23 protein-coding genes are annotated in these 26,188 nt (G+C 47.8%); 13 read left to right on the top strand and 10 right to left on the bottom strand.

Features of this window, described 5'->3' with window-relative positions; translation table 11 throughout:
• Positions 1–114 precede the first annotated feature (114 nt).
• The 4 genes from PBN151_RS25235 (at position 115) to serC (ending at position 5,951) form a co-directional block, all read left to right on the top strand.
• Positions 115–3,510: a GH36-type glycosyl hydrolase domain-containing protein gene (locus tag PBN151_RS25235; RefSeq protein ID WP_072731318.1), complete on the top strand. Its 3,396-nt coding sequence runs from the start codon at positions 115–117 to the stop codon at positions 3,508–3,510.
• A 177-nt stretch (positions 3,511–3,687) separates the two neighbouring features.
• Positions 3,688–4,653 (top strand): LacI family DNA-binding transcriptional regulator, encoded by a 966-nt coding sequence (locus PBN151_RS25230; RefSeq protein WP_072731314.1) that lies wholly within the window; start codon positions 3,688–3,690, stop codon positions 4,651–4,653.
• A gap of 88 nt (positions 4,654–4,741) precedes the next feature.
• Complete coding sequence (locus tag PBN151_RS31525; protein ID WP_174810067.1) at positions 4,742–4,888, top strand: hypothetical protein; 147 nt, start codon at positions 4,742–4,744, stop codon at positions 4,886–4,888.
• Positions 4,860–5,951 (top strand): 3-phosphoserine/phosphohydroxythreonine transaminase, encoded by a 1,092-nt coding sequence (gene serC / locus PBN151_RS25225; protein WP_072731313.1) that lies wholly within the window; start codon positions 4,860–4,862, stop codon positions 5,949–5,951. Before PBN151_RS31525 ends, serC begins: the two co-directional genes overlap by 29 nt.
• Before the next feature lie 104 nt (positions 5,952–6,055).
• On the opposite strand, the gene PBN151_RS25220 is transcribed toward serC, so the two are convergent.
• The 4 genes from PBN151_RS25220 to PBN151_RS25205 all read right to left on the bottom strand — a co-directional run bounded on the left by PBN151_RS25220 (position 6,056) and on the right by PBN151_RS25205 (position 11,353).
• Entirely contained in the window at positions 6,056–6,640 is a 585-nt protein-coding gene (locus tag PBN151_RS25220) for a DUF3238 domain-containing protein (RefSeq protein WP_072731312.1), read from the bottom strand.
• A 133-nt stretch (positions 6,641–6,773) separates the two neighbouring features.
• Positions 6,774–7,484 carry a response regulator transcription factor gene (locus PBN151_RS25215; RefSeq protein WP_021252585.1) on the bottom strand — a complete coding sequence of 237 codons (711 nt, stop codon included), beginning with the start codon at positions 7,482–7,484 and terminating at the stop codon, positions 6,774–6,776.
• Positions 7,485–7,745: 261 nt separating this feature from the next.
• On the bottom strand, positions 7,746–10,907 hold the full coding sequence (locus PBN151_RS25210; RefSeq protein ID WP_072731310.1) for an MMPL/RND family transporter: 3,162 nt from the start codon (positions 10,905–10,907) through the stop codon (positions 7,746–7,748).
• Complete coding sequence (locus PBN151_RS25205) at positions 10,904–11,353, bottom strand: MarR family winged helix-turn-helix transcriptional regulator (protein ID WP_072731309.1); 450 nt, start codon at positions 11,351–11,353, stop codon at positions 10,904–10,906. The genes PBN151_RS25210 and PBN151_RS25205 overlap by 4 nt, the downstream gene beginning before the upstream one ends.
• 219 nt (positions 11,354–11,572) lie before the next feature.
• Here PBN151_RS25205 and trmL point away from each other — a divergent pair, with 219 nt between their 5' ends.
• On the top strand, positions 11,573–12,037 hold the full coding sequence (gene trmL / locus PBN151_RS25200; protein ID WP_021261527.1) for a tRNA (uridine(34)/cytosine(34)/5-carboxymethylaminomethyluridine(34)-2'-O)-methyltransferase TrmL: 465 nt from the start codon (positions 11,573–11,575) through the stop codon (positions 12,035–12,037).
• 143 nt (positions 12,038–12,180) lie between these two features.
• On the top strand, positions 12,181–12,429 hold the full coding sequence (locus tag PBN151_RS25195) for an AbrB/MazE/SpoVT family DNA-binding domain-containing protein (RefSeq protein WP_021261526.1): 249 nt from the start codon (positions 12,181–12,183) through the stop codon (positions 12,427–12,429).
• Between the two features lie 148 nt (positions 12,430–12,577).
• On the opposite strand, the gene PBN151_RS25190 is transcribed toward PBN151_RS25195, so the two are convergent.
• The 4 genes from PBN151_RS25190 to PBN151_RS25175 all read right to left on the bottom strand — a co-directional run bounded on the left by PBN151_RS25190 (position 12,578) and on the right by PBN151_RS25175 (position 14,991).
• Complete coding sequence (locus tag PBN151_RS25190; protein WP_072731307.1) at positions 12,578–12,859, bottom strand: 50S ribosomal protein L25; 282 nt, start codon at positions 12,857–12,859, stop codon at positions 12,578–12,580.
• A gap of 38 nt (positions 12,860–12,897) precedes the next feature.
• A complete protein-coding gene (locus PBN151_RS25185; protein WP_021252579.1) occupies positions 12,898–13,107 on the bottom strand; it encodes a sporulation protein Cse60 in 210 nt (69 codons plus the stop codon).
• Between the two features lie 388 nt (positions 13,108–13,495).
• The gene (locus PBN151_RS25180) at positions 13,496–14,563 is read right to left on the bottom strand and encodes a phosphodiester glycosidase family protein (protein WP_072731306.1); all 1,068 of its coding nucleotides are present in this window, start codon (positions 14,561–14,563) and stop codon (positions 13,496–13,498) included.
• 17 nt (positions 14,564–14,580) lie between these two features.
• Complete coding sequence (locus tag PBN151_RS25175) at positions 14,581–14,991, bottom strand: hypothetical protein (protein WP_021252577.1); 411 nt, start codon at positions 14,989–14,991, stop codon at positions 14,581–14,583.
• A 230-nt stretch (positions 14,992–15,221) separates the two neighbouring features.
• On the opposite strand from PBN151_RS25175, the gene PBN151_RS25170 reads away from it, so the two are divergent.
• Both PBN151_RS25170 and PBN151_RS25165 read left to right on the top strand, forming a co-directional pair.
• Positions 15,222–17,564, top strand: a complete 2,343-nt coding sequence (locus PBN151_RS25170) for a sensor histidine kinase (protein ID WP_227775074.1) — start codon at positions 15,222–15,224, stop codon at positions 17,562–17,564.
• Between the two features lie 353 nt (positions 17,565–17,917).
• Complete coding sequence (locus tag PBN151_RS25165; protein WP_072731303.1) at positions 17,918–19,129, top strand: aminotransferase-like domain-containing protein; 1,212 nt, start codon at positions 17,918–17,920, stop codon at positions 19,127–19,129.
• A 166-nt stretch (positions 19,130–19,295) separates the two neighbouring features.
• Here the strand turns inward: PBN151_RS25165 and PBN151_RS25160 are convergent, their stop codons facing one another.
• Positions 19,296–20,198, bottom strand: a complete 903-nt coding sequence (locus tag PBN151_RS25160) for a DUF2161 family putative PD-(D/E)XK-type phosphodiesterase (RefSeq protein ID WP_083545325.1) — start codon at positions 20,196–20,198, stop codon at positions 19,296–19,298.
• A gap of 266 nt (positions 20,199–20,464) precedes the next feature.
• On the opposite strand from PBN151_RS25160, the gene PBN151_RS25155 reads away from it, so the two are divergent.
• Positions 20,465–22,360 (top strand): PrkA family serine protein kinase, encoded by a 1,896-nt coding sequence (locus PBN151_RS25155; RefSeq protein WP_065293384.1) that lies wholly within the window; start codon positions 20,465–20,467, stop codon positions 22,358–22,360.
• A gap of 323 nt (positions 22,361–22,683) precedes the next feature.
• Positions 22,684–23,226 (top strand): DUF2199 domain-containing protein, encoded by a 543-nt coding sequence (locus PBN151_RS25150; RefSeq protein ID WP_028531910.1) that lies wholly within the window; start codon positions 22,684–22,686, stop codon positions 23,224–23,226.
• A gap of 145 nt (positions 23,227–23,371) precedes the next feature.
• Here PBN151_RS25150 and PBN151_RS25145 read toward each other — a convergent pair whose 3' ends face one another.
• Positions 23,372–24,232, bottom strand: coding sequence for a DUF368 domain-containing protein (locus PBN151_RS25145; RefSeq protein WP_072731302.1), 861 nt, complete (start codon positions 24,230–24,232; stop codon positions 23,372–23,374).
• Between the two features lie 121 nt (positions 24,233–24,353).
• On the opposite strand from PBN151_RS25145, the gene PBN151_RS25140 reads away from it, so the two are divergent.
• From PBN151_RS25140 to PBN151_RS25130, 3 genes are all read left to right on the top strand, one after another.
• Positions 24,354–24,992, top strand: a complete 639-nt coding sequence (locus tag PBN151_RS25140; RefSeq protein ID WP_083545324.1) for a TetR/AcrR family transcriptional regulator — start codon at positions 24,354–24,356, stop codon at positions 24,990–24,992.
• 12 nt (positions 24,993–25,004) lie between these two features.
• Positions 25,005–25,481: a DUF4188 domain-containing protein gene (locus PBN151_RS25135; RefSeq protein ID WP_072731301.1), complete on the top strand. Its 477-nt coding sequence runs from the start codon at positions 25,005–25,007 to the stop codon at positions 25,479–25,481.
• 136 nt (positions 25,482–25,617) lie between these two features.
• On the top strand, positions 25,618–26,188 hold a 571-nt coding region (locus tag PBN151_RS25130; protein ID WP_227775072.1), incomplete at its 3' end, for a hypothetical protein.

Raw genomic sequence — 26,188 nt, 5'->3', positions numbered from 1 at the left:
TCGTCAATACAAGATGAATGACTAAGAAGGCATAGCCTTACTAGAACAACTAGAACTAGATTTATAGATACAAAAGATGCCTTGCTATGAGCTGGGATAGGAGGAAGGGCAGACATGACGACAATAGAGAGATCAACGCAGTCGAAGTTTACGTTACAAGCCGGCGAATTGCGCTTTACATTTTGGCCGAGTGGTGATTTGCATCAAGCAGTTAGCGGGCAGATTATGCTCAATCAGTTGGTGACGAGTCCGCTTGATGGCTCGCTCAACAACTTATATCTGCGGATTCACGACGATTCGGGTATCCGCTTCTATCCGCTGCTCGGGATTCGCTCGCGTAGCGCAGTGCGGATGGAAGGGAACCAGGCCGTATGGGAAGGGGCCGTCGAGGGAGTAGCGTATACGGTTACCTTTGCACTTCTGAAAGAGGGCATTTGGTTCTGGGATATTGCTGTGCGCGGGGAAGGTGTAACTGTCGATATTCTGTATGGCCAAGATCTTGGCATTGCTTCAGTAGGTGCGGTACGCAGCAACGAGGCGTATCTGTCGCAATATATCGATCATGCTGTCTTCGAGGATGAAGAGATCGGCTGTGTTGTATGCTCACGCCAGAACCAACCGCAAGGTGGATTATTCCCTTATCTACAGCAGGGAGCGCTCAGCCGTGCAATTGGCTACTCGACCGACGGGTTTCAATTTTTCGGATTGTCCTATAAGGAAACCAACATACCAGTGAGTGTGAGCAAGCCTTGTCTATCCAATGAAGTGTATCAGTACGAGTTTGCCTATACTGCGCTGCAATCGGAGCGTGTTACGCTTCATGGAGAAGAGCGGTTTGTATTTTATGGCCTGTACAAAACAGAACATACGGCTGCAATAACGGAGCTGGAGTATCGGGACGAGGTTCGGCAGGCATGGGAAGCCTACTTGTCCGAGTCAAGTCATATAGCTGCGGGCGAAAAAAATGCAGCATCGAGTCCGTTAAATCCTGTCCATTTCAATGCCGATATTGCTGAACCCCTGCGGACGCTTTCGATGACAGAAGCAGAAGTACAGGCGTTTTTTCCAGAACGTAATCAGGAAGAGCGCATGGATGGCAAGCTGTTGTCCTTCTTCACAAATTCCTACGAGCATGTCGTGCTGAAAGAGAAGGAACTGCTCGTTGAACGTCCGCATGGTCATATCGTAATGAGCGGAACCAGCGTGAAGCTTGGCGCGCAGGTCATAACGTCGACTGCTTATATGTACGGCATTTTCAACTCACATGTGGTGGTCGGCAACACAAATTTCAATAAAATGATGAGCAATGCCCGCAACCCGCTGAACGTGCCAAAGACGTCTGGGCAACGCGTCTATATACACTTGAACGGAAAGTATCGCCTGCTCGCGATGCCGTCCATGTTCGAGATGGGCTTCAATTACGCGCGCTGGTATTACAAGACTGACGACGACATGCTAATTGTGACGAATTACACGGCATCGGACGCGCCTGAGATCCGCTTGAACGTCCGCTCTGTGAATGGAAAGGCCTATAAGTATGTGGTCACCAATCAAGTGACGATGAATGTCAACGAGTACGAGGTTCCGGTTCACATGAAGCAGGAGGGCGGAACGCTGATCTTCCATGCGAATCGGGAATCGCTGAGCGCTAAGGTGTGCCCGAATCTTGAATATCGCATGTGGGTGGAAGGGGCGTCAGTGACGATCGGTGATGAGACGATGCTGGCAAGCGGCATCCAATCTGGTGACGCTTCACTTGTTGTCATGCAGCTTGATATGAATCAAGAATGGACGTTAACAATTCAGGGATTACTGGACGGACGAGAGAACGCAGCGAATTCGGAACACTCCCTGGGGACACATGATATCCAAACCGAAATGGACGCATACCGTGTATTTTTGAAAGGCTTGATGAACGAATTCCATCTATCGTATGGAGCGGGACAATCCGATGAGCTATTCAAGATGAATGCCTTGGCGTGGTGGTACACACATAACATGCTCGTTCATTATGCAGTGCCGCACGGACTAGAACAGTATGGCGGAGCGGCTTGGGGGACGCGTGACGTATGCCAAGGGCCAGTTGAATATTTCATGGCTACTCACAAGTACGAGCAGGTGCGGGATATTGTGAAGATGGTCTATTCCCACCAATATGAGGATGATGGAAACTGGCCGCAATGGTTTATGTTCGATGAGTACTTTACGGTACAGCAGGAGGAGAGCCACGGGGATATTATCGTGTGGCCGCTCAAGGTGCTGGGCGATTATTTGACGGCAACCGGGGATTACAGTATTTTGAAGGAAAAGGTTCCTTATACCATGAAGCAGCGTTTTGACTTTACGGCGGATAAGGCGACCATACTGGAGCATGCCATCAAGGAAATATCGTATATTCGCAATCATTTCCTACATGATACGCATTTATCATCTTATGGCGATGGAGATTGGGATGATACGCTGCAGCCGGCGAATGCGCAGTTGAAGAAATATATGATCAGCAGTTGGACCGTGGCACTTACGTATCAAGCAATGAAGCAATTCGCTGATGTGCTGCTGGCAGTGGACAAGAAGCTGGCTGAGGAATTGCAAGAGATCGCATCCGGCATTGAACAGGACTATAAGCGCTGCATGCTGCACACGGAGGTTATTCCCGGCTTCATCTATATGGAAGATCCGGCGCATGCCAAGTTGATGCTGCATCCGACAGACACGGATACTGGCATTCAATATCGGCTTCTGCCGATGACGCGCAGCATAATTGCCGAACTGGTCGATGAGAAGCAGGCTCACATTAATTATCGCTTGATTCAGGATAATCTGTCGTTCCCGGATGGTGTGCGGCTTATGAATCGACCGGCTCAATATGCGGGCGGCGTCAGCACTCACTTTAAGCGGGCTGAGCAGGCGTCGAACTTCGGACGCGAGGTAGGACTGCAGTATGTGCATGCGCATATTCGTTATGTTGAAGCGATGGCGAAGCTTGGGTGTGCGAACGATGCTTGGCGGGGCTTGGAGACGATTAATCCCGTTGGTATTCGGGAAGTCGTCCCTAACGCAGAGCTGCGCCAAAGCAATGCCTACTTCAGCAGCTCTGACGGGAAGTTTCATTCCCGGTATGAGGCGCAGGCGAATATGGATGCGCTTCGCAGTGGATCGGTGCAGGTGAAGGGCGGATGGAGAATCTACTCCAGTGGTCCGGGAATCTATATGAATCAGCTAATTGCAAATGTGCTTGGTATTCGGCAGGCTGGAGGCGATTTGGTCATTGATCCTGTGCTTCCGAACACGATGGATGGGCTGCATTTTGACTATCAATTTGCCGGAAGACAGGTTACCTTCATCTATCATATTGCAGGCGGTGGCGTGAGCCGCGCGGCGATAAATGGGACGCAGGTGAATGCGGAGCGGCTGAATAACCCGTATCGGCAGGCTGGCATACAAATCGCAAGTGCGGATATGGAACGCGAATGGAGAAGCGGTGGAAATCGGATAGAAATATGGATGTAAGGAAGGCAAAGGCGATCTTTTCCGGGTCGCCCTTTTCCCTATAATGCTACAATAGGGAAAGGACATCTGAAGAGTATGAACGGACATCGGCACATCTCAGTAAGACAAAGCGGCATCCGAACAGATGCAACATCATAAGGAAGAAGGATTGGTTATCAAACGGAGGATTGAGGACACGTGGTCAGTATAAAGGATATCGCTAAAAAAGCAGGAGTTTCAATTTCAACGGTATCTTATGCCCTGAATGGCAGCAGCAAGGTGACGGATGAGACAAGCTCAAAAATATTGGCTATTGCCAGAGAATTGAACTATGTACCGAACGCCGCTGCCCGCAATTTGAAAAAAAGAGAAACGAAGATCATCGGCGCCTTTTTAACAGACTTCAAGGGCGAAGTATATGGCGAATTGCTGGACGGCATGAAGAAGGTATGCAATGCGCAGGGCTATGATCTGATCGTATGCAGTGGGAAGCAGTCTCACCGCATGCTGCCGGAACGAATGATCGACGGCGCCGTCATTCTCGATCAGACGTTCACGAGCGAGGAACTGCTTATGTACGCTGATCGCAATCATAAGATTGTGGTGATGGATCGGGAATTGGATCATCCGAACATTAATCAGGTGCTGTTGGACAACAAGGCGGGTGCGACCTTGGCGACGGAATATTTGGTGGAGCAGGGGCACCAGAAGATTTATATTGTGACAGGCCCGCCTGGATCGTATGATTCTGAGCAGCGGATGAAGGCAGTGAAGCTCGTATCGGATCGGGCAGCGAATGTGGAGTGGGTTGAAATCGTCGGCGACTTCAACAAAAGCGGCGGTGAGAAGGCTGCCGAGCAAATCTTGCAGGAGTACACTAGGCCAGCAGCTGTATTCTGCTTGAACGATGAAATGGCGGTTGGGTTGTACAATCGCATATCAGATACAGAGCTCCGTGTTGGCGAGGATATTCATCTGATCGGGTTTGACAATATTGAGCTGACTCGCTATATGCAGCCGCGACTCGCAACCATCGATTATTCCAAGCACAAGTGGGGCTCGCTCGCATGCGAGCAGCTGCTTAAGATGATTGCGGAGGAGAAGGTTGAGCATGAGCGCGTCTACGTTACCCTCGTTAAGGGGGAATCCGTAGGTAAAGCTTAACAATTATGGGTTCAACTATACCTTATAAGTAATGAGTATCGCTCGATGACTAAGTCAATCTATTGCAAAACATATGGATTGCTCCTTGATGGCGAACCCAAATACTGCTATCATTATCGATAAAATATCGCTAGCAGAAGACGTTCGGATCATTTTATGGGCGCCTACGAACATGCTAGTCATGGAGACAAAGGTGGGAGAAACCGATGGGACAACATCGCGCGTACAATTTTAATGCAGGGCCGGCAGCGCTGCCGCTGGCTGTATTGGAGCGAGCACAAGCCGAATTCGTAGATTTTCAAGAGCAAGGCATGTCCATTATGGAAATGTCGCACCGCGGAGCGGTATATGAACAGGTTCATAATGAAGCGAAACAATTGCTGAAGGAATTGCTGAACATTCCTTCCGGGTACGATGTATTGTTCCTGCAAGGCGGAGCTAGCACACAATTCGCGATGGTGCCGATGAATTTGCTCACTGAAGGCAAAGTAGGCGCATATGTACATACCGGAAGCTGGGCGGAGAAAGCAATTAAAGAAGCCGAGCTGATTGGTGCAACGCGCGTTATTGCTTCGACAGAAGCGGATCGCTTTATGCGCGTTCCGATGCCAGAAGAGGTAGTCGCACCAGAGGATGCGGCCTATGTGCACATCACTTCCAATGAGACAATTGGCGGAACGCAGTACCATGCTTATCCAGACAGCGGTTCTGTACCCCTTATTGGGGATTTGTCCAGTGACATTTTGTGCCGTCCAGTAGATGTATCCAAGTTCGGCATGATCTACGCAGGCGCTCAGAAGAATCTGGGGCCATCTGGAGTAACCGTCGTCATTGCGAAGGAAGAACTAATTGCGAGCAGCCCGAAGACGATTCCGACGATGCTTCGCTACAGTACTCATTATAAAAATAATTCCTTGTACAATACACCACCTTCCTTCTCCATCTACATGGTCAATCTGGTGCTGCAATGGCTGAAGGAGCGCGGCGGGCTTGAGCAGGTTGAACGCGATAACCAAGCTAAGGCAGAACTCTTGTACAGCACGATTGATGCTAGCGGAGAGTTCTATCGCGGCTGTGCGGAGCGCGGAAGCCGCTCCCTCATGAACGTGACCTTCCGCTTGGCGGACGAAGAGCTTGAGAAGGCCTTCATTAAGCAAGCTGGCGAAGCAGGATTCGTAGGTCTGAAAGGACACCGCAGCGTTGGCGGGCTCCGTGCTTCCATCTATAACGCAGTTCCATATGAGAGCTGTGAGGCTCTTGCGCAGTTCATGAAGCAGTTCCAACAGCGCAACGGTTAAAGGGAAAAGTGAAATCATTGTTCTTATAAATAAAAACGAGTTAGTGGGAAGTTGCTCCCGCTAGCTCGTTTTTTTGTTTGCCTGTATAGAGCGCCAATTTTCCGTTATAACACTTTTTTGAAATGGTACTCCATTTCCCCGGCCAGAGCTTGAGCGGTATCTCCGGTTTCTCTGAAATCATGAATATAGATTTGTTCAAATGCTCCAAAGTCTACTTGCTTATAAAATTCAAAACACGGGAATCCATCATGGCTGCCCTCAACTTCAACGGCACCATTTTCTGTAACTCGTATGTGTAATAAATAATCAACAGGAGGCGCAAGTGCTAGTAATGGATTACTGGCACTTGCACGCATTTGGAACATGACTTCATTAGAGCCCCAACGAATATGGGAACACAAAATTCCCTCTGTACTGGCTTTGCCGGTTCTTTTATGCTCAGAGCCATCTGGGTGAGTCACTTTTTCTGTTGTGATGCCAGTATTCGAATAGGAGAACACTTCCTTTTTATAAAAATCAACAACAACTTCTTGCTCCACTCTGGAACGCATCGCGTTTACGGCATAGGGTGTAAATTCGCGAGTGTCGCCTTCGTATTGAATGATATTTCCCGTATCCAACTCTTGCTTCGGCTCCGTCCAAGACATAGGTATAAAAACACTTGCTCGAATTTTAACAATGTTCGCCATAGCACCCTCCATGGTCATGAAATTGTGTTCGTTCATTCATAATAGCCCAGTGAGTTGATTATGCAGGAAAAACAAATAAAAACCCCGCCTGCTCGGGGAAACAGGCGGGGCTATATCGGAAATGAGGAATAAGTTAGGCCAAGTGACGCTTTGTCGGTTCTGTAAGCTTGTAGCCTACATTGCGAATCGTCATGATATATTCAGGGCTGCGCGCGTTTTTTTCCAGCTTGTCGCGCAGATGGCTAATATGGACATCGACGATGCGTGTATCGCCGAGGAAGTGATAATCCCATACGCCGTGCAGCAGCTGCTGTCGGCTCAATACCTTGCCGCGATGACGGCATAGGAAGACGAGCAGTTCGAACTCCTTCGGAGTTAGCTCCACATCCCGGCCTTCCAGCTTCACTTCTCGCTGATCTGCCATGACGTGCAGACTGCCGATTTGGTACACCTGTCCTTCATCTACAAGAGGAAGGGAACGGATGCGGCGCATAACAGCCTGAATGCGGGATATAAGCTCCTGCGGGGAGAAAGGCTTCGTCATATAATCGTCAGCCCCATTATCTAATCCATCAATCTTATCGCCTATTTCATGCATCGCTGTCAGCATAATGACAGGCACCATATTGTTCGCCACGCGCAGCTTGCGGCATACTTCCAATCCATCGCTCTTCGGCAGCATGCGGTCAAGTATGATCAGATCTGGACGGAAAGTGGATAGAACATCAAATACAGCCTCCCCATCATAAACACACAGAACGTCATAGCCGGCCAGCTTCAAATTATATTCAATGAGGGTAGAGATTGAAGGTTCGTCATCAACAACTAAAATTTTGGATTTCAAAATAGTCCCTCCCACAATTCTTTTAGTAAGTAATCGGTTGAACGATTTATTGCATTCGATATCGTGCACCAAATTGTTTACCGATCGAATGCCATATACCAACATTATGAAGGATATTCGTCAGCGGCATATTAAGCAAACGTAAACTGGGTGTAAAAAATAGAGGAACCGATGCTCGGTTCCTCTTCAACATTGCGGATGTATTTCATGTGATCAATGGATATTCAATAGATTAATACTCACATGACGCAGAAAAGCAGTTTAGGCACTAACTTGCCGCTTCGCTTTCTCGTCCTGCTGCTTATGGAAGAACGGCCACCAGTTGGCAGAACCGAACGTCTTGACCATGACGGGTACGAAGAACGGCAGGATGAGGAATGTATACAGAGTAAGTCCGGATAATACGACGGTTGCAATTTGCATCATGGACAGTACGCCTGATGGATAGAAGGAAGCAAATGTTCCTCCTAAGATGATTACGGCGGAAATTATAACCGTCCCCATATTTTTCATCGCATATAGGATTGCATCCTTCACATCCAGATGCTTATTCTCATTGAAGCGCTCCATCAAGAAGATGCTGTAATCGACGCCAAGTGCCATCAGCATAACGAAGCCGAAGAATGGAGCTGCCCATGTAACGCCGGAGTAATCCAGCATCTTCGTAAAGATCACTTCCGTAATTCCCATCGAAGTGAAGAAGGTAAGCAGCAAGGATGCTACGATATACAGCGGCATAATGATGGATCGGAACAGGACAATCAGGATGAGCAATATGCCGATGATCATGTACGTTACGGTTCTCATATAATCTTCACCAGACATTTGCTTCAAGTCGGCAAACGTGCTTGATACACCGCCAACTGCGAGCGTCGCCTTTTCCAAGGAAGTTCCCTTCACACTGCGATCCACAGCTGCCTTCACAGCGTCGATCCGATCGATAGCCGGGGTTCCATATGGATTATCAGCAAAGATGACGTCCAAGGTCATTACACTGCGATCCTCGGATAAGTACATATCGAGCGCCTTGCGGAAGGCGTCATTCGTTAATACTTCATCAGGAACGAACCAGCCGCCAAGCTCTTTATCCGGCGCTGTACTTACATTTTGCAAATATCCCTGAGCAGAGTTGAGCCCATCCGATACTTGCGTCAATCCATCGGCTCCATCCTTCAAGCCGGTCTTCAGCTTGCCAATCTGATCAGATAATTGCGAGAAGCCGTCTCCGATCTGTTTTTGGCCAGCTTGAAGTTTATCAAGTCCTGTTATAATGCCAGGGACTTTACTAATGATTTGGCCTTGGCCATTGGCTGCCTGCTTCAGACCCGACTCTAGCTGCGAGATGCCTGCAATGAGCTGATCGAACCCTGATGCCAGCGCCTTCTGGCCGGTAATGGCTTGCTCGTAGCCTTGGTTCGCCTGAGCCATGCCTCCGTTTACTTTCGCTAATGTAGATTGCATCTGTCCAAGAGCGCCGGATAATTGGGCTGCCCCTTGCCCAGCAGCGGTTACGGTGCCGCGAATTGTCATATAATCAGCGTCTTTCAACAAATCTGGGAAGCGTTCCTCCAAGCTTGCGAATCGGCCCGTTAACGATTGCAGCGACTTGGTCAATTCGCTGAACTGTGTATTCATTTGGCCAACGCCGCTTGTTATTTCAGTAAGACCTTGCCCAATCTGCTTATAGGTATCGAGCAGCTTCTGATGAGCTTGGGCCAGCTTTTGCGCACTCTCCTTGGCCTGCTTCAGACCTTGCTGCAGTTGGCCGGCACCGGCAGAACCATCGCGAATGCCGGATTCAATGCGGCCAAGTCCGTCATTCAGCTGCTTGATTCCGGATTTCAGTTCTTCGGTTCCCGCGGTGAGCTGTGCTGCTCCGCTAGCTGCCTCTTTGAGCTTAGGCTCGTTTTTGCTTAATTCGTTGCTTGCCTCGGACAATCCATCTTTAATTTTGGATAATCCGTCATTTCCCTTGGATAGGCCGCTGTCAAGTGTCTTGACCTGTTCGGTAATTTGGAAGTCCTTGATTTCATCGCCAGCAGGTCGGCTAAGGCTGCGAACGCCCGATACGCCATCTACCTTAATCAGCTCACGGCTCATTTTCTCGGCTACGGCCATATATTCGCCCACCTGAAGCGGGGAAGAGCTCTTGATGACGACCTGGGTCGGCATGGATTCGCCAGGCTCGAAGCTGTCTGCAATAATGTTGAAGGCTTTGACGGAATCGTATTTATCTCCGATTTCCTCCAAGCTGTTAAACGATACTTCACCCTTATAGGAAAATAGGAACGGAACAGTGACAGCTGCAACCACGAGCATTGCTGCCAGCGGTCGGCGCAGTGAGAATGAGCCAATGGCGCCCCACGAGCGGCTCTCTTTATGGTCGATCGATTTCTTCGCCGGCCAGAACAGCTTCTTGCCGAGCACGGCCATGAAGAACGGCACGACCGTTACTAATGCGAGCAGCATAATCGCAATTCCAATGGCAACTGCAACAGCAGAACGATACAAATTGAATTCGGAAAATCCAATCACGGAAAAACCGACAAGAACGGCGATTCCAGAGAAGAGGACTGTTTTGCCGGCAGTACGGTACGTAGCGGCAATCGCATCCCATAGGTCGTCGTGCTTAGCGAGCTCTTCCTTGTACCGACTGAGGAGCAGGATGCAGTAATCCGTTCCAATTCCGAATAAGACAGCCACCATAAAGATTTGCGTGAACGTCGATAACGGGAATTGGGTGCTTTCGACAAGAAATGCGACAATGGATTGTGAAATGATATAGCTCAGACCGACTGTTAACAGCGGAATGAAGGCTGCGACGATCGAGCGGAAGACGAAAAATAGGATGGCTAGAATGAATACAACGGTAATCAGTTCCGATTTCTTCAAACCTTCTTGTGAGCTGATGAGTTGGTCATTTTCAATCAGCTTGCGACCGGTAATGTAGTGTTCAACAGAAGTAGAAGCAAGTTCTTTATTGATTTGATCACGAATCTCTACCGGATTCGCTGTCTCGGTACTAACTGACAGGGAGGTGAGTACGGTTTTGTTGTCTTTGGAAATTAATTTATCCTTCAATTCAGACTGTCCGTAGGGTTCGAGCATGGAGACGATATGAAGGCTGTTTTTGTTCTGATTGAGCTGCTGAATAGCACGCTGAATATCTTTGGTATCCTTATCCGTCAATCCATTTGGATTATGGAAGACCAGTGCCAGACTCGTTTCATGTGCATTGCCTTTCGCATTGGACACTTCATCCATGATGCGGATCGCTTCTGCAGAGGAGTAGCCGTCAGGTACACCAATCGTACCATGCTCCTTCACAAGCTCAGATAGCGACGGTGCTGCTATGGCAAGAATAACAGCAACTGCCATCCAGGCCGTCATGACGGCCCATCTTGCTTTTAGTATCGTTCTCATGTTTGATTCTTCCCTTCTGTCATCAAGCGGGCGAGCTTCTCGTACGTCCCGATGAAGGTTTCGACTTCCGCTTCATTGAAATGAATCAGATAAGAGGAGACAATATCCTGTACCTGCTTATCCACTTGCTCATAGACCTTGTGCCCTTCCTCGGTTAAGGACAGCTCGATAACGCGCCGATCCTCCTCAGCAGGCGTGCGTTCTACGTAACCGTGATCGACAAGTCTATTAATAATGGCGGTAATGGAGCTCTTGACGACCTTGAATACGACGGCCAGATCGGTGGAAGTGCACTGCCCTCGCTGCTGAAGTACGCACATAATCTGGTATTGATCGATGGTTAGATGATTGGGGATTGCTTCTCCGATCTCGTTAAATAAATGCTTCATAACAGTAAATTCTGCGGTGATATACCGTTCGATGAGGGTTTTGGCATCTCGATTCACAACAATAGCTCCCTTATGATTTTAAATGGTTTTATAATCGAATCGTTCAATAGTCGAATCGTTCAATTGTAGAACAATAATAATTCATGCAAAATCCAATGTCAAACTTACTTTTATGAACATTGCGTAAAAAGTTCGATTTACTTGCTGCGCACGGAAATCAATAGGCTTGCTTAATTGGTGTATAATATAACAATGAAATATGTGAGGTGAACACAGATGGCTTTCAACATCGTTCTAGTTGAACCAGAAATACCAGCTAATACAGGAAATATTGCGCGCACTTGCGCAGCGACAGGGACTCATCTTCACTTGGTTCGTCCACTCGGGTTCCGAACGGACGATGCGACCTTGAAGCGTGCAGGTCTCGATTATTGGTATGCAGTAACGATTCATTACTATGATTCGTTCCAGGAACTTCAAGAGAAATACAAGGATGGCCGCTTCTTCTACTCGACGAAGAAAGCAGACAACTGCTACAGTGACTTCTCGTTCCAGGATGGGGACTTCTTCGTATTCGGCAAGGAGACAAAAGGTCTCCCTGAGGAGATCATTCATGCGAATCCAGAGACTTGCATGCGCATGCCAATGACGGATAAGGTTCGGTCACTCAACTTGTCTAATGCGGCGGCAATTGTCGTATATGAAGCGCTGCGTCAAGTAGACTTCTTTAATTTGCGGTAATTGCACCTTATTACAAGATTTGAATAAAAACGAATTGAATTGACAAATTTCAGCAGGATTTTGGATCGAGACATCGAAGTAGTAGGGGCAGTAGTTTCGAGGGTAAACATGAGAGAAGAGAATATTCAAGAGAGGTGGAACTGATGAAACCTGCCGGTGTTGTCCGTAAAGTCGATCAGCTGGGACGTATCGTACTTCCCAAATCACTGAGGAAGCGCTACCAGATGAACGAGGGGGATCCTGTTGAAATTTTGGTTCAAGGAGATCATATTATTCTAGAGCGCTACCGTCCGAAATGTGTATTTTGTGGCTCAATGGATGGGGTAGCAGATTTCAAGGATCGATACATATGCGCACAATGTATGCATGAAATGACTCATTTGGCTCGATAAAGAGAAACAAGAGGCGAAGCATCACACTCGGTGATGCTTCTTTTTAATTTGTGGAGCTATAAATAAAATTAGCCAAGGGGAGAAGAGATTCTCCGACCTTGGCTGTATGATTATACTTGTAGTAGTGCTTGAAGGAAATGCAGGGGAATTACACACGCAGTAAGTCAGCATGCACAATGTCATTCGTAACAGGATGACGCTGAATCTCCTTGACGGTAGCCGTAATCGAATCTGCCCCGTCTAAGCTGAGTTCCAATTGGCTGCAAGTCGTATCTCTGACCCACATGGAGAACTTCTTCACATCCAAGTGAAGATTCACGCTCGTTCCCTTGTGCAGCAGGACACAAGGCAGCCGTCCATCCTTGCGAAGCTGCCGCAGTGTTCCTCGATCCTCGCTGTTTCTTGTTACTGCCTGAAAATGCTGCATCATGACAAACCTCTCCTTTTCAAATGTTCGGTGTATCGCAGCTATGGCTCATGCTTCCCAGCAGGAACACTAGCTGTCCGATAGATGACCAATATACAGCTTCTTTGCTCGGAGATTTCGCGATTTGGGCGATAACCTGCCGAGTATTTAATCTCAATAACTTGCTCTTCCTGCAGCGTTGCCAAAAACTCATTTGCCTTCTGCTCCGCTGTCACTGAGCCTACGTCTACAAACTCTCTTACCTGGATCATTGCATCAGTCCTTTCCTCACAGTAGACCATTAAATGTAAAATCCTATAAATATGCACGAAGGCATCTCGCCCCAGTGGGGCGAAATGCCTCGTTATTCTTATCGTATCAAGTTAGGTAACGGGTGTCAATCCAACCGGATGTATCCATATTTAGAAATGGAAGCATAAAAAAGAAGCCTTCCGCAATCGGAAAGCTCCTTCTTCTTACAAGCCGCTCGTCTTATCCTCATTGTAGCCAGCTGTTAACATAGCTACGATGAACATTGCGAATACGAGCATAATGATCCCAAAAGTTACGGACATGATATGCACACCCCCAATGGATGCCTTTATTATACCCAAAACATACCAAAATGAAAATATGAAATGCAGGTTGTTCCGTAAGTTGTCATTTGAAGAACAAGAAATGAGTAGGAAGAGATCGCATCTCGCCATCAGATGGTGTGTTGACAACTCGTCCATTGAATACAAGCGTCGATGAGCCTCCACCATCCAGGTTGTATGCATCTCTTACGCCGAGATTCGCCAGCTTGCGCTGCAGTTCCTCCAACGTAGCACCGGAGCTGCCGCCTTCGTTATAGCCGTCTACAACTAAGATGAGCAGCTGATCATCCTTGTAATTGCCGATAACGGTACGGGGCGCCCTCGCGGGTGACGTCTTCCATTTATCAGGGATCGTAAGACTCGCACCATTCTTTAATAGAACAGGGACGAAGGTTGCTCCATATTCAGGCTTAAGCTTGTCCAGCTCTTCCTTCTGATAGAACTGTCCGCCGATCAAGCGGGAATTGATGTCCATGCCGACGAAGGACAGATTCTTGAAGCTTGGCTCGAATGAAGGGACGTATTTGCCATTCACCACGGTCGTTCCAAGTGGATAGCGTTTGCCTCTGTTCTCTGCATAGCCGCCAGCGTTAATGCCAGCAACGGCATTATGCCGCTTCACAGCTTGCATTGTCGTCTCTGATCCGCCGTACTCGTCGCGGCCAAGTGTCATTCGCATTGCCTGCGGATCCTTCAATTTGACCTTCATCGCATATCCACGATAAGTGGGCTGATTGATTGTGTATAATTCCGCGCGCAGCTTCTCGCTGTCGATGCGCTCCTTCGGTGTGCCGAGCCGCGATGATATCCGGCGATCATAGATACGCTCTGGCCGCTTCGCTTGGCTGTTCGCCGATTGAACGATGTCATTCATCGTTGTGGTCGTCCGATTATACAAGGTAGAGATACGTCGTACGGATTCGATTGTATAGACGGCCGTCTCCTTTGCTTTATCCAATTGAGTGGATACTTGAGCCTGCGTCTTATTGAATGCTGCTGGCTCAGCAAGCGGCTTGTTATCGAATTGAAGCGACACGCTCTGCGAAGAGATCAGCATCCAGATCATCATGCCAAGAAAAGGTGCAGTGATCATCATGAATAGCCGATTGACCACTTTTACTTGCAATTTCATAAAAACCGCCTCGCTTGTTATTTCAACAAATCCATCTTCTTCTGCAGCTCCGCAAGCTGCTTCTTCACTTCGTTCAATTGTGTATACAGCTTGTTGCTGTTGTCTGTTTTGTTCGAAGTATTATCCTTTGTAAACGTAAGTAGTTCATTGAACGATTGAACTTTGCTTTGCATGGCATCCATCTTCTTATTTAACTCGCCGAGCTGCTTTTCGTAGTCTAATTTGACTTGCTGCAGTTGGGCCTCGGTTTGCACTTGAATTTCCTGAAGCATTGTTTTCTTCATATGGGTGCTGTAGAAGTAGGTAGCCGTTACTCCAATACCGATCATAATGACCCAGAAGAGGAGAAACCATTTGGCGCTAGCTCCGCTCGTCTTCGTTCGGGAGCGACGTGCCGTGTCGCGTTCCGTCTGTGCTGTTGGTTGCAATTGAATCACCTCGAAAGAAGTCGAATGGTAACGTAAAAACATTACCCATTCTAGCATGAATTCTATCATTATTGGGGGAAGAGATGCAAAATTCATACAAATCTTGCATTGAAGTTACAGGAAGCGTTCGTTAGAATAAAGAAAGGTTTGTGATGAAATTTGTCGATAAATGATTCTTCTGTCAGGGGTAAAGAAGAGAGATGGAGAAAAAAGGAATAAAATCGAAAAATTTGAAAACGATTACAAAAATAGGGTTATTAGTATTACTCGTATTGCAGTGTTGGTTCGTATTTGTAACGGTTCGGTATCCTTATTTAGGGATTCGTGTGCAGGTAGAGCAAGGGGTATGGACAATCGCCGAATTCTCAAAAGAGGCATTCGCGACAAGACACCACCTGCAGGTTGGTGACCGGATCATTAGCATTAACGGCAACCCGCCAAATGAACATCCAACCGTCCGACGATGGCACACGATTGAACAAGCGGAATATATCGTTATTGATCACTCTGGACATAGCAGGCTTATCGATATAGCGTACGAACCTCGTCATCCGTTTTCTGGAGTGCTGCCGTTTGCGAGTGAGTTTATCTTCATTGTACTTGCAGGATACATATGGTGGAAGGAACGTTCCAGCTTGTCCATGAGAATGCTGTCATGCTTGCTGCTTATAATGGTCATTATCTATATGAGCATGGGAGCTACATTCCGGGGAGATATACTTGGTCAGATTATTATTTGGTGCGCCGTAGCCTTAATACCGATCGTTCTGCTGCATTTCATCGCACAATTTTTCTATGAGAAAGCGGGTATCGCATATTCACGGCGCGGCATTCACGTGTTCTATGGAATCGTTGGCTTATACTTTGTGTTAAAAACAACGCTTCTAATGACCGATTATGTGTACGATGTGTACCAAATTGACAATATCGTAGCCGATTGGCTCTTTGTGAGCGGGGTGGCCTACAATTTCTATTGGATCGCATCCACTTATTATCGCAATCGGTTAAGCTCCCCTCATATCGCATCTGTCATTCGTTATGTGTGGATATGGATGGGGATTGCATTTACACCAATCCTGTTATTGACCTATGTTCCAATGATATTCCGTCAGGATCCGCTTGTACCGCCGCTATTGACGGGGTGGTTCACATTGCTGCTGCCATTAAGCTTTGTGTATTTGAATCGCTTCCATAAATTGTCTGACTTTGAAATTGTCATTAAGCGGGTCGTGTCGCTTGTTCTTATCGCCATGGTTCCGGGGGCGCTCCTTGTTGGATTGAATGCGATCATCTTCGTTGAATCTCATACGATCGTGCAGCATATATTCAGCTTTGGCTTTATCGTTATCTTATTGTCCGTTCTGCTGTACAGCTTCCCATACTTCAATCGGAAGCTTTCAACAGCAATTTATCCGAGCAATCAGCGGCTGAAGGAGTCGCTGCAGCTGATTACGGCTCAATTAACTGCACTAGATACGATGCAGGAATGGAGCAAGGCGATCCTCTACTCCCTCATTAAGACCTTGAAGGTTCGGGGGGCAGCACTTGTGATCAAAAACCCGCATAATGATATCGAGCTCTATATTGATGGTGGACTCGATGCAACAGATGTGGAGCGGCGAGTTCGTTCGGGTCAATTCTATTCCGAGTCGGCTTATTGGTTCGAGGTTGAACGGCATGATGTGTACATTGCGTATTTGGTAGTCGCACATCGTGAAGATGGAACTGAGCTGAACATGGAGGAACAAGAATGGATACGTCAGTTAATCCGCTATATGAATATCGGCATGAAGAAAGTGATGATGATTCATTTGCTGAATACGCAAGTAGAGCAGCTGAAACGGGAAACCGAACGGAAGCCTGTAACCTTGCAATCCTTAACAACAGGGCCGTGGGTGATTGAGAAAATGTTCGGCTCTATGGAGAAGGACAAAGGAAAACTGTCCAACATGCTGCAGCATACGGTTATGCGGCGCTTGCATGATGTTGGCATGCAGCTTGATGCCATTCACGCTAACACGGAAGCGACCGCTGTTCGGGAGCAGCTAGCTCAAGTAGAGAAGCAGTTGACAGACGTGAATATGGAACTGCGGCATACCTGTCTGGGGCTTGATCCGCAGCTTATGCACACGGCGGGCTTCGCTAATGCGGTTCGGCAATATATTGAAGGGGAATGCGGAGAGTGGAGTGAGCGCGTTCATTTCCAAGTGGATCAGGAAGCTGGGATTGATGCACTGTATCCGGCTATGAAGCTGCATGTATTCCGTATGGTGCAGGAGCTTCTGCATAATTCTGCCCAGCATGCTTATGCCAAAAATATTGACCTTCAAGTACGTAAGGATGAAGGGCAAATTGTCATTCTATATGAAGATGATGGAGTTGGTTTTGAAGCAGCAGCTGTGTTCAATGAACGTGCGAAGGTGAAGGGACTGAAGCTCCTCCGTGCCCGTGTTCTTCTGTTGAATGGCAGTATGACGTGGGATGCTTCACCAGGAGAAGGCGTCTGCATTATTATTTCGATTCCATTCCGCATGATGAATGGACTGATTCGCGGAGGAGAGCCACGCGCATAGCGGGTAGTTAAGGTTAATTTCATAATGATTGATATGAAAAAGGAGCGTCTCATCACCAGCTTCGGTGACAGGGTGCTCCTTTTTTGGACGATAACGAGAGCTAGTTGTACCTTGATCGATTATTAATATGTATTGGGTATAGTAGTTACCTTCGATAAGACATAAAATAGTAGTAGTATTGCACCCAACAATGAAGGGGCTTTAAACTTTGCGCACAATTTCTATATCATGTATTTATGATGCCGGATGCGCTTACATGTGACAAGATTGTGATGACTGCAAATCATACTCACCATTGCATTAATAAAGCGTTGGGTGTATCATTTTTGGAAATAGGAAGGGATGATACCGTTATGCAATATAATTTTTCTGCTCGCGTTCGCTCTGTAGAGAGCTCGGTAGTGCGCGATATTTTGAAATTAACACAGGGCAAGTCGATAATCTCTTTCGCTGGAGGATTACCGGCAGACGAACTGTTCCCAATTGATGCGATTCGTGAAGCTTCTGAGCGTGTATTCCGTCAAGGCCCGCAAGCCTTGCAATACGGATTGACAGAAGGTGCCGTTGTGCTGCGTGAGAGACTGGCTGCTCGTATGCAAACCAATCGCGGCATTGAATCGGAAGCAGATGAGATTCTAGTTACATCAGGCTCTCAGCAAGCGATTGACTTGTACGCAAGAGCATTGCTGGATCCAGGTGATGTTGTCCTCGTGGAGAATCCAACTTATCTTGCTTGCCTGCAAGTGCTTGGTTCCTACAGCGCCCGCATCATTCCGGTGGAGAGCGACAGCAACGGTATGGTTCCGGAAGATTTGGCCGCTAAGCTGAAAGAACATAATCCGAAATTTGTGTATGTAGTACCAACGTTCAGCAATCCGACAGGGCGAGTATGGAGCCTGGAGCGCAGACAAGCGTTGCTGGATCTATGCCGCGAGCATGAAGTTCTTATATTTGAGGATGATCCATACGGAGATTTGAAGTTTACAGATAACAAGGTACCGAATATCGCTTCCTTGGAAGGGAAAACAGAGGAGCGAATTGTAGCCTATACGAGCACGTTCAGTAAGACAGTTGCTCCGGGACTGCGCACAGGCTGGATCGTTGCGGATAAGCAGGTTATTCGCATGATGGCTCGCGCGAAGCAATCTGCGGATCTCCATTCCAGTGTTCTGGATCAGTTGATCCTTAGTGAGATGCTCTTGCCAGAAGTATTTGATCTGGATGGACATATTCGCAAGCTGTCATCCGTGTACAAAGAACGAATGGAGACGATGGCCTCCGAATTGCAGCAGGAGATGTGGAAGGACGCGAAGTGGAATACGCCTCAAGGCGGCATGTTCTTCTGGGTAGAGCTTCCTGAAGGCTTGGATGCCCAAGCATTGCTCAAGGTTGCTGTAGAGAAGGGTGTAGCATTCGTTCCGGGCATGTCCTTCTATGCAGGTGAACCAAATCGCAACACAATGCGTCTTAACTATTCGTTTGCGCAGCCGAGTGTCATCCGTACCGGAATGGAGCGCCTGACAGAGGCAGCCTCCGAATTCTTGGGCCGTTACTCTGGTGTGTAAGCAATCGTACGCAAAACGTTCGTAAATGTAGAGATCATGAGAAGCAAGCAGTCCTGTCTGGGCTGCTTGCTTTTTTTTTTTGAAACTGGATGGGGTTAGAAGTGGATTGCATTGGACAGGTCTCAGATAGAAGGCTAACGATCTGGGTAATAAATCCGAAAATGGACTAAGGCGATAATCCTGGCAGCTGCGCAAGAATATTCGCATACTGTGCAATAGCCGCTTTCCCTTCGGAGGTCAGTGCATAAATCCCCCGGCTCTGGCGCTCGAACCACCCGTAGTAATTTTTCTGCAAAATGCTGGCCGCATCACCAACTCCAGCTCTGCTGCGAACAACTGCAGCTCGAAGCGGGCCCTCCTCCAGAACATTAGCCACTCGAAGCGCTTTCTCACGATAGGCTGTAACGAGCGGCTGCTTCGTCGTGCCGCCTACGTTATAGTCGCCGCTGCGCGCATGGAATTCACGGACAAGCCTTGCAGCTCTAGTCTTGGACGGTCTGACTGGCTTCGGCTTATATACGGCTTGATCTGCTTGCTCTACCCATCCAGGAGGATGACAGATTGCCTCTACAAATGGCGCCTTTCGTTTATAGAAGGTGACGAGCAGAAATCCTAATCCGAGCCGTTCGCATAATTGTCGAAGTCCGGATACCGGATGGCTGCTGCGGGTTGCTTTTTTTTTGGCTACAGCAACGTATACGGTCGACGACAGCTTTAACCGATCAAGCGCCTGAAGCAGCAGCGTTACGTTGAAGGAAGACTTCAATTCGATAATAATCGGCTCTGCTTCCGGCGCATCTGGGCGGATAGCAACCATATCACAATGGCGAACCTCACCCCGAACATGATATCCAATCGCTTCAAAGTACGTCTTAATTGGGGCGTACAGCTCTGATTCTTTAAGAATGACTCTAGACGAGTCCACTTGCTTCTCTCTCGTCTCCTTCGTCTCCTGTTGTTGCTCCCGCTCTGCTGCGATTGAATCCGAGCGGACAGGCGATGCACTCTGTGAGCGTGCAGATTGTTTCGTTTTTTTGGCTCGAGTAGAAGGGGATGTTGATTTGCCCATACGAACGGTTACTCCTTTCCCGATGAAAAAGGGGGACAAATCTTGTGATGATTTCTCCGGGCCTCTTTCCTATAACTCTTCGTCCCATTATACCATGCTCATGATCGAACCAAAGGTTGGGCTTGTATATGCAGAAAATTTCGTGATATTCACAGGCTTGTTCCGCATAGTTATGTAGTACACTAATTTTTTCTCTAAAGTGAGACAGACGCAAAGCGGCGATGGAGGGCTGTGTTGCAAATCGGGAGCAATGGAGGTTTAAAGGGATGGACATATTCAAACGGATTTCAGAACATCGTGCCGAAAGTGAACAATTGGCCTGGACCGGAACATTTAAACAATATGTCGAGTTGCTGCGTCGTGACCCCGCTCCGGCGATGACGGCACATGCGCGCGTGTATGAGATGATTGCGTCGTATGGTGTGGAAGAGGTTAACGGGCAGACCAGATATAAGTTTTTCGATAAGGAAATATTCGGTCTTGACCGTGCCATTGAGAAGCTGGTGGAAGAATATTTCCACTCTGCTGCGAAGCGGCTTGATGTGCGGAAGCGGATATTGCTATTGATGGGGCCTGTGAGCGGAGGGAAATCAACCCTGGTCACGATGCTGAAGCGGGGCATGGAGCAGTTCTCCCGAACCGAGCGGGGAGCTATATATGCAATCAAGGGCTGTCCTATGCATGAAGAACCGCTGCACCTGATACCGAATGAACTTCGGCCTGAGGTTGAGCGCGAGCTGGGTGTTCGCATTGAGGGAAATCTCTGCCCGTCATGCCAACTGCGATTGAAGACGGAATATGACAACGACATCGAGCAGGTGCTGGTGGAACGAGTGCTTGTATCGGAGGAAAATCGAATTGGGATCGGGACATTCAGTCCATCGGACCCGAAGTCGCAGGATATTGCGGACTTAACGGGAAGCATTGACTTCTCTACGATAACGGAGTTTGGTTCGGAGTCTGATCCGCGCGCGTATCGGTTCGATGGGGAACTGAACAAGGCGAACCGCGGCTTGATGGAATTCCAGGAGATGCTGAAGTGCGATGAGAAGTTCCTGTGGAATCTGCTGTCGCTCACACAGGAGGGGAATTTCAAGGCTGGACGATTTGCGCTGATCTCGGCCGATGAGCTCATCATCGCTCACACCAATGAGGCGGAGTACAAAGGCTTCATCGCGAACAAGAAGAATGAGGCGCTTCAATCCCGTATGATTGTCATGCCGATCCCGTATAACTTGAAGGTGTCGCAGGAAGAGCGCATCTATTCGAAGCTGATCAGTCAGAGCGATATGGGTCATGTTCATATTGCACCGCATGCGCTCAAGGCAGCTGCTATATTCTCCATCTTGACCCGATTGAAGGAGAGCAAGAAGCAGGGCATGGATTTAGTGAAGAAGATGCGGATGTACGACGGTGAAGAGGTGGAAGGCTATAAGGACAATGATCTGAAGGAAATGCAAAGTGAATTTTCTGAGGAAGGGATGTCAGGCGTAGATCCTCGATATGTTATTAACCGGATATCAAGTGCGCTTATAAAGCAGAATCTTCAATGCATTAACGCATTAGATGTACTGCGTGCCTTGAAGGACGGCTTGGATCAGCATGCTTCGATTACGAAGGAGGAACGGGAACGATATCTCAACTATATCTCGATTGCTCGCAAAGAGTATGACAGCCTTGCGAAGAAGGAAGTGCAGAAGGCATTTGTCTATTCGTTCGAAGAATCTGCGAAGACCTTGTTCGAGAATTATCTAGACAATATTGAGGCATTCTGCAATTGGAAGAAGATACGCGACCCGCTTACGGATGAGGAGCTGGATCCAGATGAGCGGCTTATGCGCTCAATTGAGGAACAAATCGGCGTGTCGGAAAATGCGAAGAAGGCGTTCCGGGAAGAGATCCTCATTCGGCTGTCTTCGTATTCACGCAAGGGACGCAAATTCGATTACAACAGCCATGACCGATTGCGTGAGGCGGTAGAGAAGAAGCTGTTCTCTGACTTGAAGGATATCGTCAAGATTACGACGTCCACGAAAACGCCAGATGAAACGCAGTTGAAACGCATTAATGAGGTCTCAGCCAGACTGATGGAGGAACATGGGTATTGCCCAGTTTGCGCCAATGAATTGCTTCGCTATGTAGGGAGCTTGCTTAATCGTTAATCTATAAAGATGGAACGACGGATCATATTTTACATTTCCACCTGCAGCTGCCGCATGCAGGTTTTTTTATGGGAAGATTCATGACCACGAGCTGTCATTAGGATGCGAATGACTTTCACGTAGATTCTATCTGCAACTTCTATCTGATTTACCGCTGAAACAGAGAAGAGAAATATCGAATAAAGGCGCATTTTTTTATCATTCGACACAAACAGACAACATTTTTGTTGTACTTTGTAGAATTTTGTTGAGAAATGTTCACAATTTCCCTCTTTCATTTTCCCTATTTTTGCGTAAAAAATAAGTAGAGGGAGTGGAGAGATATGGAAGAGAGAGAAAGTAGAGCAGAATTGCTAGGAAAACGCCGGAGGCATCGCACACGATTAAGGAAGCCAAGCGATGCTCCTGTGGCGAGTGTGTACACGGATTGTACAGCACCATTCTATGTAACGGAGATTGAGCCGTGGGAACGGGAAGAACGGTGTCAATTGACGCCGGATGAATGCATCATGGACGATGAATATTACTATATACACAGCAGATTGACAGTTCCGTTCCGCAATGGCAGAGGGCAAGTGAGCTGGGATGTATGGGTTCAAATTAATCCTGAACATGTGCGGCATTCGGCATCCAGCAAGGTGCGCCACGTGAAGGGACGCCTATCATCTGCAATTCCAGGCTACCCGGATACATTGACATTGCCTGTGCAATTGACATTCCAGGGCTCATCGAAGCTGCCAGAGGCCCATCTTGGCGAGGCGGAGCATCCGCTCTATGAGGAGCAGCAGGAAGGTCTATCCTTCCAACGCTGGCTTGAGCTGCGTCCGCTGCATAATCAATATCACCAGCTGTCAGATGCCCGTTAGAGGCATAGCACGTATAATATTGGCACCTTACCTACAACATTTGAACATCATATCGTGCATTCATACAGCAAGGCACCTTATCTTCTGATAATAAGATGAGGTGCCTTGCTGTCGTATAAGCAATCATGTTGTAGTCGAAGCTTTATCATTGCGGCTGCTGCTTCCCTAATCCATAGGCGGCAGCAAATCCGAGAATCATCATTAGGATGCTAATGGCAAGTGTACCGACTGAGCCGTTCAGTCCTGGATAAACAACGGCCAGGGAGCCAACGACCATGCCGATAATAATGGCATACATGATTGATGGGAACTTGGCAAGCAAGAAGCGGATGAACTTTGTGCTAACAATGAATCCGACGATTACCCCGGCGCCAATAATGGCAATGAGCGGCAAGTTCAGTGTTGACAAGGCGTGAATTGCCGTCGGATAAGCGCCGAGCAGGAGTAATACGAATGAACCGCTTACGCCAGGCAGAATCATTGCCATGCTTCCCAGCCATCCAGCGAAAAATAAAAATACCCCTGAGGATGCTGAAAGCTCAATAATCGAGTTATGATCGTCTGGTTTGAAAAACGCTGTGCACGCTACGGCAGCGGCTCCAATCAGCAGCAGAATATAGTGGACAGGCTTGAAGTTGCGCGATCCATCTGCTTCTCTCCACAAAAATGGCAATATACCAACAATAAGTCCAAGGAAAAAGAAAAAGGTTGGCTGCGGATGCTCGGCCAATAGCCACTTCATTACTTTACTAAGCAGCAAAATCGCTGAACCGACACCGATGCCTAACGGAATGAGGAAGCCTAGATGTTTCTTCCACTCCCGACTGAAGAACCCGCTGATTGAAGCGATCAGTTTCTCATAGAATCCGAGTACAACAGCAATTGTACCCCCACTTACTCCGGGAATCAGGTCACTTGCCCCAATCAGAATCCCGCGAATAATATTTTTCCATTCAAACACGTATCTATCTCCTTTTCTATAGTTACTTTCCACTTCATTGTACATAAAAAGGGCACAGAGTCCAAACGGAGGGGAATTTACACTCGGCAACAAAGGTTTACTTGAGTTAATTTAATTACTCAAGTATATTTAATGTATTGCCAGCAAGAAAGGATTGGAAATAAAAATGGGGATGTTGAATATCCCGCTGAGAGAGCGGAAGAAGGCAAAGACAAAAATAGCACTTTATGAAGCTTGCTTGGACATGAGTGTGAAGCAATCCTTTCGTGAGATGAAAGTGGAAGATCTATGTGCGCAAGTGGAAGTGTCGAAGGTGACCTTTTTTAAGTGCTTCCCGAAAAAGGAAGATGTGCTTGTCTATTACATGTGCGTGTGGTTGACGAAGCGCTGGCTAGAAATCGACGAACTGGGGCTGCGGGGCTGGGATGCTGCCAAGCATTTATTCGCCTGCATTGTTGAGGATGACCATGCTCGGCCGGGCATCATGCTGCGTCTTGTGGGACTGCTTGCAGAAGAGAAGATGCATCCACCTATGCCGATGTTGACGGATGCAGAGATTCATCTGCTTTTCCCTGGGAAAGAGGAGCAGGCTCGCGCAATTGATCCAAATCTTTATGTACTCATGCAGCGAATTGCTGAAGAGGCGATCGCCAAAGGAGAAGCCGCAGAACGTTATAGTGTCGGGCAAATAACGGAGATGTTGTTTACCATTTTTTATGGAGCCTATTTAACGGCCCATCTTATGATGCGCGGAGATGATATTATGGCCTGTTATATGGAGCATTTAGAAGTGCTAGCAAAATAGGGAGGGATAGAGATGGGGATCCATATGGGGCGCTTTGCGGCCAAGATGGAAGGCTCATTCGTTGTCTTTATTATCGGGATGAGAGTGAATCGTTGGCTTGCGGTACGCAAATGGCTGCCAGTCGCACGGGCCATGCCGCGTATGATGAAGGAGCTGTATCAAGACAAGGAGCATGGCTTTCTGCATGCCGAATATTTTATTGGGCGAAGTGGTCCGATGTTGGTACAGTACTGGCGTTCCTACGATGACTTGGAGCGGTATGCCAGAAACGGGTTCCATAAGGAAACATGGCGCAAGTTCCATCAGACCGGCAAGGCCGGGGAGGTTGGCGTTTACCATGAGACGTATCAGATTGAACCTGGCCAGTATGAAGCGGTCTATAACTACATGCCTGCATTCGGACTTGGCAAGGCCGGTCAGCTCATTCCTGTAGAGGCTTCCAATCACAGTTCCCGTCAGCGTATGAACCAGTCTAAAGTAGGAGGTTGATGTTTGTTTCATCAGCTGTTTGAATTTTTCTGTAAAATGCATAATTGTTCCTCTTGTTCATCCATACTAACATCGTGCGCCGTGAATATAAATGCGGCATACGGATAAGATGCGATCGCATAGGAGGAATAGGCATATGTCGAATGAGTACTTGCGCCAGCCAGGTCAACAACAATTTCGGGATTTGGTGCAGCAGGTGAACGAAGGAACGTCCAATCCGGTATCTTATACAAGCAATAGTGCCAGCTATGGAACGGGAATCTCTTCTGGCTATGGTATGAGCAGCAACTTGGGTTCTGGAAGCTATGGAGCGTTAAACGTTGATGTGACAAGAGGTGCATATCCTCAACCGTCAGGATACCTACATAGCTATACTTCACAACAGTCTGAACAAAATGTAGTACCGAACAACTTTCAATCGAGCGGGTATGTAGGCAGCATCACTTCACAGACACATGGTGCACAACAGAACGTCGTACCGAACAGCTTCCAGCCGACAGGCCAAGTGCAGAGCATTACAGCGCAAACGCATGGAGCGCACCAAAATGTAGTACCGAACAGCTTCCAGCCAACAGGCCAAGTGCAAAGCATTACAGCGCAAACGCATGGAGCGCATCAAAATGTAGTGCCGAACAGCTTCCAGCCAACAGGCCAAGTACAAAGCATTACAGCGCAAACGCATGGAGCGCATCAAAATGTAGTGCCGA

The organism is Paenibacillus sp. NAIST15-1 (assembly GCF_001894745.1).
GTDB lineage: Bacteria > Bacillota > Bacilli > Paenibacillales > Paenibacillaceae > Paenibacillus_B > Paenibacillus_B suaedae.
This window is presented reverse-complemented; position numbering and strand designations above follow the sequence as displayed.